The sequence below is a fragment of the Bremerella cremea genome (assembly GCF_003335505.1).
Lineage (GTDB): Bacteria > Planctomycetota > Planctomycetia > Pirellulales > Pirellulaceae > Bremerella > Bremerella cremea_A.
Window position 1 is genome coordinate 19,840 of the sequence record NZ_QPEX01000042.1, and the last position, 12,940, is coordinate 32,779.

Annotated in this window: 16 protein-coding genes; 11 read left to right on the forward strand and 5 right to left on the reverse strand. The window is 53.2% G+C overall.

The genetic code is table 11. The annotated features are described in order from the left end of the window. The first annotated feature begins 41 nt into the window (after window positions 1-41). On the forward strand, window positions 42-254 hold the full coding sequence (locus tag DTL42_RS19325) for a helix-turn-helix domain-containing protein (protein ID WP_114371068.1): 213 nt from the start codon (window positions 42-44) through the stop codon (window positions 252-254). Here the strand turns inward: DTL42_RS19325 and DTL42_RS19330 are convergent. Beyond that, window positions 251-1,261 (reverse strand): tyrosine-type recombinase/integrase, encoded by a 1,011-nt coding sequence (locus DTL42_RS19330; RefSeq protein WP_114371070.1) that lies wholly within the window; start codon window positions 1,259-1,261, stop codon window positions 251-253. The two genes, DTL42_RS19325 and DTL42_RS19330, sit on opposite strands and share 4 nt — an antisense overlap. A gap of 304 nt (window positions 1,262-1,565) precedes the next feature. Here DTL42_RS19330 and DTL42_RS19335 point away from each other — a divergent pair, with 304 nt between their 5' ends. Then, entirely contained in the window at window positions 1,566-2,573 is a 1,008-nt protein-coding gene (locus DTL42_RS19335) for a tyrosine-type recombinase/integrase (protein WP_114371072.1), read from the forward strand. On the opposite strand, the gene DTL42_RS27225 is transcribed toward DTL42_RS19335, so the two are convergent. The 4 genes from DTL42_RS27225 to DTL42_RS19355 all read right to left on the reverse strand — a co-directional run bounded on the left by DTL42_RS27225 (window position 2,527) and on the right by DTL42_RS19355 (window position 5,074). Next, window positions 2,527-2,922, reverse strand: a complete 396-nt coding sequence (locus DTL42_RS27225) for a helix-turn-helix domain-containing protein (RefSeq protein WP_114371074.1) — start codon at window positions 2,920-2,922, stop codon at window positions 2,527-2,529. The two genes, DTL42_RS19335 and DTL42_RS27225, sit on opposite strands and share 47 nt — an antisense overlap. A 49-nt stretch (window positions 2,923-2,971) precedes the next feature. Beyond that, window positions 2,972-3,382, reverse strand: a complete 411-nt coding sequence (locus tag DTL42_RS19345) for a hypothetical protein (RefSeq protein WP_114371076.1) — start codon at window positions 3,380-3,382, stop codon at window positions 2,972-2,974. Between the two features lie 166 nt (window positions 3,383-3,548). Beyond that, entirely contained in the window at window positions 3,549-3,992 is a 444-nt protein-coding gene (locus DTL42_RS19350) for a hypothetical protein (RefSeq protein ID WP_114371078.1), read from the reverse strand. A gap of 503 nt (window positions 3,993-4,495) precedes the next feature. Next, a complete protein-coding gene (locus tag DTL42_RS19355) occupies window positions 4,496-5,074 on the reverse strand; it encodes a recombinase family protein (protein ID WP_114371080.1) in 579 nt (192 codons plus the stop codon). Between the two features lie 119 nt (window positions 5,075-5,193). Between DTL42_RS19355 and DTL42_RS19360 the strand changes: the two genes are divergently transcribed. The 9 genes from DTL42_RS19360 (at window position 5,194) to DTL42_RS27230 (ending at window position 12,940) form a co-directional block, all read left to right on the forward strand. Continuing rightward, the gene (locus DTL42_RS19360) at window positions 5,194-5,649 is read left to right on the forward strand and encodes a hypothetical protein (protein WP_147274355.1); all 456 of its coding nucleotides are present in this window, start codon (window positions 5,194-5,196) and stop codon (window positions 5,647-5,649) included. A gap of 412 nt (window positions 5,650-6,061) precedes the next feature. Continuing rightward, on the forward strand, window positions 6,062-6,331 hold the full coding sequence (locus DTL42_RS19365; RefSeq protein ID WP_114371084.1) for a hypothetical protein: 270 nt from the start codon (window positions 6,062-6,064) through the stop codon (window positions 6,329-6,331). Between the two features lie 103 nt (window positions 6,332-6,434). Continuing rightward, on the forward strand, window positions 6,435-8,126 hold the full coding sequence (locus tag DTL42_RS19370) for a primase-helicase family protein (RefSeq protein WP_114371086.1): 1,692 nt from the start codon (window positions 6,435-6,437) through the stop codon (window positions 8,124-8,126). 421 nt (window positions 8,127-8,547) lie between these two features. Beyond that, window positions 8,548-8,784, forward strand: a complete 237-nt coding sequence (locus DTL42_RS19380) for a hypothetical protein (protein WP_114371090.1) — start codon at window positions 8,548-8,550, stop codon at window positions 8,782-8,784. Continuing rightward, window positions 8,784-9,422 (forward strand): hypothetical protein, encoded by a 639-nt coding sequence (locus DTL42_RS19385; protein WP_114371092.1) that lies wholly within the window; start codon window positions 8,784-8,786, stop codon window positions 9,420-9,422. Before DTL42_RS19380 ends, DTL42_RS19385 begins: the two co-directional genes overlap by 1 nt. Beyond that, window positions 9,422-10,249: a hypothetical protein gene (locus DTL42_RS19390; protein ID WP_114371094.1), complete on the forward strand. Its 828-nt coding sequence runs from the start codon at window positions 9,422-9,424 to the stop codon at window positions 10,247-10,249. Before DTL42_RS19385 ends, DTL42_RS19390 begins: the two co-directional genes overlap by 1 nt. 169 nt (window positions 10,250-10,418) lie before the next feature. Next, window positions 10,419-10,727, forward strand: a complete 309-nt coding sequence (locus tag DTL42_RS19395; protein WP_147274356.1) for a hypothetical protein — start codon at window positions 10,419-10,421, stop codon at window positions 10,725-10,727. A 477-nt stretch (window positions 10,728-11,204) separates the two neighbouring features. Beyond that, a complete protein-coding gene (locus DTL42_RS19400) occupies window positions 11,205-12,416 on the forward strand; it encodes an ABC-three component system protein (RefSeq protein WP_114371098.1) in 1,212 nt (403 codons plus the stop codon). An 11-nt stretch (window positions 12,417-12,427) separates the two neighbouring features. Continuing rightward, window positions 12,428-12,940 carry a three component ABC system middle component gene (locus DTL42_RS27230; protein ID WP_425305529.1) on the forward strand — a complete coding sequence of 171 codons (513 nt, stop codon included), beginning with the start codon at window positions 12,428-12,430 and terminating at the stop codon, window positions 12,938-12,940.

Consider the following 12,940-nt stretch of genomic DNA (forward strand, 5'->3'; position numbering starts at 1 on the left):
GTGACGACAATTGAGTCCTTGGATGTGAGTGGAGTAACGGTATGGTCAGTGTGAAAGAATTGGCAAACGTTCTGGGCGTGAGTTCCAAAACAGTCTACGCGATGGTCGAAGAAGATCGCATTCCGTGCTATCGCATCGGCTGCGGTCGTGGGACACTACGATTTGATGTCGAGGAAGTAAAGCGATCGCTGAAGCGGCAGACACCAACCAAGTTGGAATCGCTCCAGCGAACGCCTCGCAAACACCTTCTCTAGGCCGTTTTCCGAACTCGCTCCGCCTGCTTCTTGAGGAACTGCTGATTCTTCGAGAGGTGGGCGTAGTTCTTAGCAAGGGTGCTAACGTCTGCATGCCCCATAAGCAGCGAAAGGGTCACGGAGTCTACGCCATCGATCAGTCCTTGAGTGGCATAGCTGTGACGGATGGCGTACGCGAAGACCCGTTTGCCAAGTTTCTTCTTGAGACGCGTGAAGCGGCAATTGATCGCGTCTTTGGTCCAGGGCCTACCGTTCGTATTCCGCATGATCGGCCCCTCGGGGAAACGTTTTGCCCAGCGGCGGCAAATCTCCAGGGCTTTCGGTGTCAGGTAGATGACACGCTCGTGCCGCTCTCCCTTGGCTTCCGAAGGGGGAAAGACGATCAAACCTGCCTCTAGATCGAGATGCCGAGCTTCGGCTCGCCGGGCTTCCAGTGGTCGGCAGCCAGTTTCCCAGAGCAGCGTAAGGTAGTCCTTAAACGGCTCGTCTTTCACATGAGCCAGCATCCCTTGCCATTCATCCGTCGAAAGAACCGTTTCGCGACGAAGCCTACGTGGCTTGTTGGGCACCTGCGAGACGGGATTCACGGCTAGGAAATTCTTACCAACGGCCCAATTGAAACAACGTATGACCGACGTAATGGCGTCATTGCGGCTGGTCGAGTTCCATGTTTTTTCCTGTTCCACCCACTCGGATAGATCAGAACCTCGAACGGCCGAGATCTTGGTGCGTTTGCCGATGAACTTGGCAAAGCTCGATAGATGCCTTTGATTCTTGTCGTAGGTCCCAGGCTTGCGGTTCTCCTGAACCCAATCCAGGAACCGCTCGAAGAGCATTTCAATTGTGGCGGTCTCGCGAAGCGGTTGATTATCCGCCATGATCTTATGGTACCGCGTCCAGGCTTCTTTCTTATCTCGCCCGAGACTAATCTGCCTGGTGCCCAGTTGAAGATACCAGGCGTTTTTTGATTTACGGAAGAACGGTTTCGGTTCACGGTTTTGGGACATGGCTTTCACCTCAATTGGAGTCGAAAGCCACAGCGTAACCTGGTTTCTCTGCCCTTAAGTCTGCCCTTTTTCGATCGGTGCAAACCAAGGTAATTGTAGGGAAAGGAGTTATGACAAATTCTCGCCCACGTTCGCAATGCAGAGGTCGTGAGTTCAATCCTCATCAGCTCCACTTTCTCTAACTCGCTTATTTGCAAAGAGATGCGAATATTGTCTAGCGACCGCTTTTTGAAAACTCTGACATTGATATTAGAGATTTGTCAGTACGCCCGGAGTTACCTCGCACTTTTTGGAGGTACTCTCAATGGCAAAGCGGAAACCACGGCCGTGGCTCCACAAACAATCTGGTAACTGGAAAGTCCAGATACACGGCAAACAGATCAATCTCGGACCTGATGAAGATGAGGCCTGGGACAAGTACAACACCATGACGAAAGTGGGCACGCAGAATGCGGACCTCACTTGTCATGATGTGTTCAATAGATACTTGGCATTCTGCGAAGCGAAACGCGCGCCAGCTACGTTCTCTTTGGCGCAGCGACATCTTAAACGTGCCGCAAAGTTTCTTGGCAAGTTTCAACGTGTTGCCGAACTCACCCCGGAACATATGGATGCGTGGGTGAAGCATGATTACAAAGACAACAGCACCACCTACGCCAGTGATGCAATTGGTCACGTCATCGCGGCAATCAATCATTGCCGCTTGCCGAACCCTTTAGCCAAGATGGAAAAACCTAGCAGGCAGGTGCGAGAGTTCTACTTGCAGCCTGAGGAATGGCCACTGCTGGTCGACGCTCTTTCTGATGACTTGTTCCGGGATTATGTCGTCTTCGGACTCCATACCGGGGCACGACCGCAAGAGATACGACTCATGGAACCAAGACACTACCAACCTGAAAATGACCGAATTGTCTTCCCAAAGAAGGAGGCGAAGGGCAAGAAGCGGACACGATTCATCTACCTAGACGAAGTGGCCAAAGAAATCGTGGAACGCAACCTACCTGCGCACGGCCCTATCCTACTCAACCGAAACGGCCTCGCCTGGAACAAGGACAATGTGAATTGTCGGTTCCGTCGCTTGAAGGTGAAACTCAGCATGCCCGAACTTGTCGCCTATACCCTTCGCCACTCATTCGCGGTTTGGAAGATCATGGAAGGAATTGAGATTCCACTCGTTGCGGCCCTCATGGGGCACGTCGATAGTCGCATGGTTGAACAGCGCTATGGGCATGTCCAGGCAAACGCCGAGCACATGAAGAAGGTCATTAAGACAGGTAGTCCTTTGCAACAACGGATTGACCCTGCCGCTTGAAGTCTTCAAGGTCAGCCTTGTTGATTCTGATCGTGCCCCGCCCTTCGCCGATTCTCAAATGGCGAAGGGCTTTTGATTCGCAGGCGGCATAAATTGTCTTCGGGCTGACATTGAGATATGCAGCCGCTTGCTTCACGGTGAGCGGCCCACACGTGGACACGGACTTCGCCTGCCCTGACTGAATGTATGCCAAGCACACGTAGAGCGTGTTCCGGACAAATGCAGGTGAGACGCCGTCTGTGGGAATCTGGCATGCCCTTACCGCATCGGGCAAGCCTTCCATTGCCGCCACGTTCTGCCTCACAGATGACGGACCGCAAGTCATCGGCCGTTGTTTCGTTGAACTCATTCAGGTCGTCGAGTTCTGCTAGTTGCTGCTTGATCCATTGTTTCATCGTCTACACCTTTTCCGCTTCACGCTGGTTGACCAGTTCCCAGACTTCACGCTGGGCGTCTTCACCGGCTTCGGCAATGCGTTCATTCCATTCGTCGTCAGTGACGCGACCCTGAATCAGATTTTCCCCCTGGATGTCCAGGAAGGTTTCGTGGTCGATGAGGTCGGCAAACTCACCTGCGAGCATATCTCCAAAGGTTAGGTTGATTCGGCCATCTATCCCGCACTGTTCACCGGTTAATTGTTCGTACCAGTGATCTTTGTAGCAGTGTTGATTCCAGTTGGATTCTTGCCGATCGACCTGGGAGAGGTTTCCCAGGTCATCCGCGACATAGTCGAAATTACGCGCGTCGTGTTCGGCTTTGTACTTAGCAAGTATGGCGTCGATTTCTTTGATTGTTTCAGCTTCTAGCATGTTCGTTCCTTGTTTAGTTGATTCCACCACCACCGGGCAGCCCCGGCCACCTGGAGAGTTGACCGGGGCTGCATCCTCTGTATTCGGGAGATGCGTTTGGCAAGTCGATTTTCCGAAAGCAGCCCCGGTCCCAGACGACACGACCGGGGCCGCCTCTCACTTGGCTCTAACTGCCTGTGATTTCAAAAGTCTTCTGTGCAAGGATGACACGGGCCACGTCAACGAAATCCACGTTACTGAGCCGAAAATCTTGTTGGTCAAACGGGTATCCATGTTCGCTTACGTCCTCAATGAATTCGATTCCCATTCCATCATTCAGGGCCGAACTTGTGAAGTCGACGGTCAATATCAGGTCAAGTTCCTCCGCTAAGAGGATCGCAGTTTGTCCAACGACTGCCGATTCAATGCTGTCATCCTTTCGTAATCCCGAGACAATATCTTCAACAACTTCCTCAATGAACTCGTCTCCAAATTCAAGGTCAAAACTTCGCTGGGCGTATTCCCACCCAATGTTTAGTAGTGAATCCAGGTGGTCACAATTCCGCAGGTACCATTCTGCGACGTGGATTGATTCCTGGGTGCATTCAGCATCAACAGTGCGAACTGACATTCGAGTGTCTCCAAGTGAGTGAGTTGATTCATGGCAAAGCCTTTTTTGCCCTGTTTGACGGGCGTAATACGTTGGCAATCGCCGCTTGGTAAGTCGATTCCCAGAATTCCTAGGATTGACCTGGGCCCCCTTGTCGCCCGTAATACGGCCGCCAACCCGCCTTGGTAACCCATCCCCAGAAAAGTTTTTTCCGGTGACCCGGTCACGGCAAAATGCCGTTTCACGCGAGAAAAGATATATGCCGATAGCATGTAGCTAGTGTCTAGATAGATACATACCCAACGCCATGCGTTTGCCAATGCCAGACATACCGACTAGATTACGTGAAAGAGGCAATCGCCTAGACAAAGTCTGGGACCGCAACGCCACCGGCAGAACGCAACCTAGGACGCTAACGCGGTGTCCTAGTTCCGACCAGCACAACCATAGCCGAAAGGGCTGCGTATTGTGCTGGTTGGGCCGGTTGTACGGGTGGTAGGTTTTGACCCTCCCCTATCGATTGTTCAGCCCGCCCGCTTCCCGTATCGCCACACGGTTTGACGGCTGACTTCGAGATGCTGAGCAATCTCGGCATCGGACCATCCACGGCCGCGAAGCTCTGCAACCTTGGCAGGGCTTGCCTTCGTTGCCCCTGGCTTCCGACCTTTGTAGACGCCTTTCTGCTTGGCTGCCTCGATACCAGCCGCCTGACGCTCTCTGCGTGTCTCTTGCTCCATCTCAGCCACGCCAAGCAGCACGGCCGCCATCATCTTACCCACGGTGCCTGTAAGGTCGATTTGCTGGGTCACGCTGACGACCCTAATACCTTTGTCCGTCCATTGACAGAGCACGTCCAGGCCGTCTCTAAGCTTGCGTGAAAGACGATCAAGACGCCAAACGACCACGGACCCGATACGCCCCGCGAAGATGTCGGCTTGAAGCTTCTCAAAGCCTGGACGGTCCAGGTTATCACCGGTCTGCTTGTCGGTATACCACTCGACATCGGTGATTCCGTTTCCTTTTAGCCATCGCTGAATCTCACGACTTTGGCCAGCTTCGTTCTGTCCGACTGTCGACACCCGAACGTAAACAGCCGTCTTCATGGTGCGTGCCTCTCAGTGAAGGTGTTTCACTTTGAGTATACCCTAGACACCACGGCTAGCAAGCTACTTTCTGACACTATTCCTAAGGACTTAGGGCCGAATTTCACAAGAGACCCTAAATGAAACACTCCATGGCCAAGAAGCGAAAACGAACAGAATACTTTCGCGAGTACCGACGAAAGAACCGCGAACGCCTACTCGCGCAGAAGGCCGCCAAGAGGCGAGATGCAAGACTCTGGCAGGCTAAACGCACTGGCGACCATTGTCTCTACGTGGGCCGTCAGGGACTCGCCTGGGGGCGTTCCGAGGCTGTTCCAGAAGGTGCCCAAATTTTGCTAAGTGGCCTGCCGTGGTTGGACGCTCAAGCGATTGTGGTTCACGTTGCAGGCAAGCGAGGCAGAGCGGTTGAACGAGTCTCACCGGACGGCAGCAAGATTCAATTCGTCTCGATCAAGTCAGCCGAGAAAGAAACCGGCATCGGGAGGGGAACTATCGGCCGAAGGCTTCGAGACGGTCGTGTGGATAACCAGGGCTGCATCTGGCGTGGTGCGCCACCACACCCCAACGACATCTAACCGCGCAAGGCGTTGGTGTGGGGCGATTCAGGCGAAGTAATGGTTCCGGGGGATTGAAAATCCAAACCCTCACTCGCAAGTCAGGCTCTGCAAAAGCTTTAGATATTTAAAGAGGGTTTGGGGGTTTAGAAGAGAGTTCAGTTTCAAATCTTCTATCTAACTTAAGAGAACATATCTTGGCGAAGAGTGCTTTCAAAACCCTCAAACCCTCATCAAGAACGCAACCGGTGAGCCTTCAACCACTTGCGAGTGAGGGTTTCGTTTTCCAATCCCTCCTACTGATAAATAAACTTCTGATCCTGAACGGACCTTGGATTTTGGCGGATAGTAAGGGTAGAGAAAGCCATTTCCGACATCCTCCGGAGCGTCCGTCACGGCTCCAAGATGTCTCCCCAACCAACGAGGTCATTCCGTGACGATCATCGAATTCTTAGCAGCCTGCTACCACCCCAACCCAATCGGGCAAGTCAAAATCAAAGACGCCCATCTCGCGTACCTTGCGACGCTGCCGGAACGAGAGCGAAGACTTTGCCCTCGCTGGAAGTTTGCTGACGAGGTCTCACGCCATCTACCTGTCGGACGCGACTCTGACAAGGTTCTTTCCATTGGCGGTATCTCTAGCCAGCCGCCTAACGCTTGGACTGTCACCGAAGACGGTCGTCTACGCCTGCAACAAACCTAAAACATGATCGGGACTGATCCCCCGCTCTGGGCTTCGCGCGGTTAAGTCGGTTCCCGCGCGGAGCCTTGTTTATTCTTTCAGCCAACCGACAACGAACTGACCCATGAAAAACCCACCTCAAACCCTGGGCGAAGTGGTCCAGAAATTCTCCCACATTGAAGTCACAGAAGACATTTCGCTCGATACCCCTGTCAGCGTGGAAGACGGACGCATCTATTGCATTGCCTACCCAGGTGATTGTTGGCGTCGATCGCAAGAACGATTCTTCGCGCCGGTCTCCGTCGACCTTCATTGTGCCTCAATTGTCGAGCGACTAAAGCAAACGTCAACTGGAAACGCATACCAGGGGGATGTCGAAGCGATTGAATCTACGATTCGACGCCTCGGTTACTCTTTTGACATCGAAGCTGTCCTTCGCTCTCGAAAGCTCGAACTCTTCGAGTGCAAGCACCGCATCTTTGTTCGTTGCCGTCGCCATGAAGACGATGGAAAACTTGCGTGGTCATCACCCCACCCCGAAAAGCATTGGGAGAAGTTTGTCTGTCCCGTACCGTATCAGCCACCTCTTACAATTAGTACCAGCACGCTCGAAGACATTGTTCGAGTCGTGGAGTTCGGTGAGAAGTCGGTACCCATGGTCAAAACAACACGGCCCTCGGGTGATCACTGGTCATACCAAACTACCGGCAACGCCACCCGAGTCCTTATGCACGCACTACACTGCCGTCGAACGGATGCAGAATCGCTTTATGGTGGGCTCATAACTCGCCCTTGGGAGGCCGTCTGCCAACCTTTCGGCCCTGAGTACCCTGGGGGGAGAAAATGGAACCTTAACGCCATCAATTGGGCGTTTGACCTAGAGCGATGCGAAGACTGGAAGGCCGAATGTGAGTACTGGCATGCTGTACTCTCCCACATCGGAGCGGACCTGGAACCACATTGTCGAGAACACGGATTTGAAAACGGTTGTAACTACGTGTTTTTCCTCCTGGCGTCAATCGTCCAGCAACCATTTGAGCCAACACCCTACCTGTTCCTCTCCGGACCTGAAAACTCCGGTAAGAGCACGCTCCACGAGGGATTCGAGTTGCTGGTCAATCGTGGTGTCGTGAAAGCGGACCGGGCACTTACTAGTCAGTCCGACTTCAACGGTGAGGTTGCCGACGCCCTGCTTTGCGTCGTCGAGGAGACGGACGTTGCACGTGTGCGTGGCGCGTACAACAAGATAAAAGAACTCGTCACCGCAAGGCGTATCTCGATTCGCAAAATGCGAACCGACTCTTATATGGTGGACAACATGACGCACTGGATTCAGTGCGCCAATGAAAGTCACGCTTGCCCGATGTTCGCATCTTCGACGCGAATTCAACCCATCTACGTGCCACGGCCACAACAAGACGTTCCAAAACAGCAACTAATGAAACACCTCAAGCAGGAGGGGCCCAAGTTCGCCTACGCCCTGGCAAATGCTACACTCCCTAAACAAAACGGGCGACTTGCCTTACCCATTATTGACACGCCGACACGCCAAAGGCTGATCGATATCAACCGCCCGGAGTGGGTCACGGCCATTCCGTATCTACTTGAAGACAACGACGAGTGGACCGGCACCGCGAACGACTTCGAAAAAGAAATGATCGAGAAGCATCTTACGCACGAACTGCCCCGTACCATGCGAAAGATCAAGTCGGGCCTTGCGTCCAACTCTGACTTTTTGGGGGCCCACTTCATCGATTTTGAGATTCACAAACACGGCAATCATGCCCAACGCCTGACGCTTCGCCGAACGATATAAGACCGTACTCCCGCCAGTGAGAGAGGCAGCGGGAGGTAGCCAGCGGCAAGGCAACGCCCAGGCCTTCCCCTGGCATCTTACAACCTGGCACCGGTGACGGATGGTGCCACCCCGGCGATTCTAAGCGTCGGGAATTTTATGAGCGCGGCAGCCGGGCGAAATATGGCTGTCGTTAGGGCGAGCGGTAACCGGTGGTGCCGCTCGCCCCTTCTTTCTCCCCTCAGGAGGTCCCAATGGACCAAAACTTCTTGACCCATGCGCAAGCAGCACGAGTGCTTCGCGACTACCCAGACGTTGCCAATCGTTGCGTCGTGCTGAGCTTCCTCCGCCATTGTCAGTCGGACCCCGAAGCACATTCTGTCGTGAGTCAGCTACGGCGTAATTGTCCGCAACTCTTCACTCCCCAACAAAGGAAAATCAATTGAATATCTATCGCACTGTCATCGATCACATGATGATCGAACCATTCTCCGCCCACGGTGAGAACGCTTGGCTTCTCAGCGTGCTCCAACTAGGGGGCCATCTCAACGTGACCGGCACCGGCAACCCCTTCAAGGCCGTTGTGTCCGATCTTCGCGACCGCAACATTGCCCCTTGTGCTGTTGCAAGGGTTGCCCAATTGCTCAACACGGCATCCGAACAATGGGAGAGCCACTAATGACTACACCCGATCCACGATGGTTCCATCCTGACGGACGCCTCAAGACATCCGATGAGCGAGACGCATACCGCCAATCCGTTGAGCTTGCTAAGCGTCACGCGAAGCTTGCAGCTGAAGATGCGAAGGCCGAAGCCACGGAACCGCAAAGCCCGTTCGCCAACCAACTCAAGCTCCTGAAAAGCTCGCTGCTCTCCGCTCTCAACAAGGGTGAACGCGCAGGCATTCGCCGACGTATCGGCATGCTGGAAGCTGAGCAAGCCAAGTGGGAAGGCGAACAGGAGGACGCGAAATGGCAGCAAGAGTTCGACGCAAGTCCCACCGCTAAGCTCGCTGTCGATAGCCTAGAAGTTGTTCGCAGAAGTGGCAGCGTGATCTACCCAACCCTTACGGAAGATCAACTGAATGAACTCAACAGCCTCTATGAGATGCGCCACCAGTTCCCCAGTGCGGAGTCATTCGGTCGACACTATTTCGACTGCCTCCGGGTGATTGAAGAACAGGAAGCCACGGCTGCAAACAAGGCCGCCACCGATGCCCGCATCGAATCGGAACGCCTACAGGCTGAACAGGCAAGGCAACAGACGCGAGCACTGGAAGCCGAGCAACGCAAGTCCCAACTCCCAGAGGTGACCTAATGGACCTCACGAAGGAAGCCGAAACGGTTTGGCTCCACGAACCCGCGCGGCATTGGGTGTGGTGCCGTGAGCGTTTTCTCGATGAGGCCGTTGAACCATCTCAAACGATGTTCCCAGGCTGTCAGGTCGTCGCCTTCACGAAGAGCTTCGAGAGTGTGATAACGCACTGGCAACCGCTTGGAGAGAGTTACATAGGCCTGGATCGGCCAAAGATCGTTCGCGTTTTCTACCGTGACGTGATGGGCGATGTTGAAGGCCTTTCCCAGGATGCCCCACCCGAATCCGTCCGCCCCGTGCTCAACATTCGGCTGCATTCGCTACACCCAAGCCGCCACCGTGAAAAGACGGTGCCCGGCTTGGACGTGGTCGAATCGTCGCAACACTGGCACAACGTCTTTCGCGACTACTGGGTGGCCCATAATCTTATCGAAGCTGGCCCTGATCCAACCCCGGCGAAGGGTCGTCAACTCGACTACACGACCTCAAAGGAAATCGGCATCACGTGGCTATCGCCAGAGTTCAGAAAAGCCCGGTGGCTTCTCGAATCGGTAATGGGGAGACCTAAGGTCGAGGTCACCCCTGACTATCTCAATCATCACCGTTTGCGGATCGTCGCTTATGGCGTGAGCGCGCCCGGCCATTGCCCCGGCAACTGTCGAGTGTGGGCCGTCCCCATCGGCTCCGATCCGTTCGGCGTTCCCGAATGGCGACCGGGGTGGCATTGCGTGCGGCCTCCCATCGCAGGGCAGGCCAGCAAACCGCCACGCCGATTCAATTGGCCGACATCTCGCAAGGTGAAGACCCAGTTACGTGATGCCGTGCAATGAACGACGACAAAGAACAACTACGCAAGGAGCTTCACAACGCCATCGTTGAGTACGCATGGCGACGAATTGATGAGGTTCGACGCGAGGAAATCATGAGAGAGGCCCAATGAACTACCAACTACCGCAGAGGCTCCAGGAGGCCGTCTCACGGCACTCCCAGGTTCAAGACGTGTCGAGCCTCGAATCGGAGATGGCAGTCGCCAGGGCCCTGCTAGAGCAGGTTTCGGATAGTCCCTCCCTGGCAACCAGCCTGCTCCAAACCATCACCCGTCTGAGTCGCGAAATCGAACTGTCGATGCTACGCCGAAAGCAACTCATCCACCGCGATGAGATGCTCCAACTGACTCAGCAACTGGTTGGGCTGTTCGTCCACGAGTTCCAAGGCACCCCTGGGTGGGAAGACAAGATTGAACGGGTCTCCACCACGTTCGTGGGCATGCTCGCAGCCCCACGCGACGAAAACGGTAGTTTTGCCTAAGTGGAAGAGGCGAACTAGACTTGCGATAGACAGTTTCGGCGTTTTTCGAGTCAAAGTCTATGTGGACCTTCCTAATCTCAACTCTGATCATTGGCGTCTTTCTAAACGTCGTTCTTACGATCTACCTGATGGTCAGACCATCTCGCAAACGATCAGAAGAGAGCAACGACGTAGAGGTTTCGTATTGGGTTCTATTCCCCTGGGCAATCTGGCCTTGGAAGTGAATGGAAAAAGGAAAGGCTGCTCCTAGCCGGGGCGGCCCTTTTTCCTTACATGCACCGTGTAATCTCACCCAAAATGGCTTTCTGATCCGGTATCGCTCTCGAAAACCGTACGGACTTGCATCGTCAACACCGTCCTATTTGGCGTCAAGTCACCCCCCTGCAATTTACTTAACCTTAACCATCAGTTAAGTTAAATGTTTTTCCTTACAACAGCAATGGAGTGCTCCCAGTTGGAAAACAATTCAGCAGGTAAATGAACGCCACGACCACGCCATCCTTGCTCCCCGAAGACCACTCCGCCGACAATTCAATACTTGGATTCAAGTACCAAATTCGCTTTGCGCTCTATGAATTGCTACGCGCTTTGCGCAATTCGAATAACTCCGACGTTGCCATCGACATTGAGTGCATCGACGACATTGACATTCACAGCCAAGGCACACTAACCAAACTTATCCAGACTAAACGAACAGCAACAGTCCTAACGAATTCTAGCGCGCCGCTCTGGAAGACGATCCGAATATGGAGCGAAGCTATTTCAGCCGGGACAATTGATGTCACATCCGAGGTAACGTTTGATCTCGTATCTACCTCACCTAGTCCCGATGAAACAAGCATAGTTGGCCTTCTACAAGCAGCTGATGCCGACGAGTCTCGCGCGAAAGCCTTATCCCAGATGGTCGCTTTGGCAGAGAAGAAAAAGGGTCAAAAAACACTCGGGCGATGCTATCAAGCGTTTCTTTCGCTTTCCGACCACCAACGCAAGTACCTGATTGAGAGAATCTCGGTCATAACCAACGCAATGACTTTTGATGAATTGGACGCAGCAATTTGCAGACTCAACGTGCACGGTCCATCCGATAAACCCAAGCCGTTTGCACAAGTATTGTTTCGGCATTGGGAGATGCTTGTCGAATCGTATTTAAGAGAAAAAAAGTCAACACAAATTAGTTGGGATGCCCTTCAGGAAGTCTTACATGAAATTGCCTTGCAGTTCCAAGATGATAATTTGCCCACGGATTTCGAAGGAATGTTGAACGCTGCAATCCCCATAGAAATTGATGAGGGTCGCACATTTATTAGACAAATGCACGCGATCGATGCGACATTAGAACAGTGTAAGCAGGCGCAACGTGACTGGCTGAAGGCTGAACAACTAATGAGCTATTGGCAGCGACATCTGTTGATTCGCCCGGATGAGGCAATTTCGCATGAAAAGAGGCTGATCGAAGAATGCGAAATTCTACACCAAGATATCTCCATGGGTGGCGCGGGTACGGCAATAGAAAACGGGCGACAGGTTTTTCGTTGGGCGATCGTAACTGCGCCACACCTCGAAGCGATGAGAATACGCCACAAATGCGGTGAACCGTCTGTCGTTCGAGGTCGTTTTCATATGCTGGCGGATCACCCAAAGCTTGGCTGGCATCCGGACTGGAAGTCGATATTCGCTCCTCCCACATAGCACAGAAACCAATGCTAGACCCTTGGGATTCACGCCCCTCCGACACACGTTCACTATTCAATCCCGCTTTTTGTGGAGCGTTGATTGCAACGTCCGTAAAAGCGTATCAGAAAACAGTATCGGATCAGCAGGGCATGCCTCTGCTGAAATCACATCTCATATTGCCGCTACTCTTGCATTCCGAGACTAGACGAACCTTTCCAGCCACCACGAAAACTTCATTAACGAGGTGGTTGGAAAACAACCCACAGGTTCGTGTTGGTTTAGCTGGCCGAATTCTGGGGTGCCGACCATTCACCTTAGAAGCGATCCGTTTTGCAATCGCGGGTCAAATCCTTCAATTAAACGAGCAGGCGCATCTCATCCATGTACGTGGACGTCCTCGTGGTCTCGAAGGACTTCTAAAACAAACAACCTCCAATGAAGTGCAGCATTGCTTTAAGTTTTCAAAAGACTTAGGTCGCTGGTTCGCGCGTGTTCCCGATACGACATTTCTCTACTATCAATTTCGAGTTCTCCCGTAA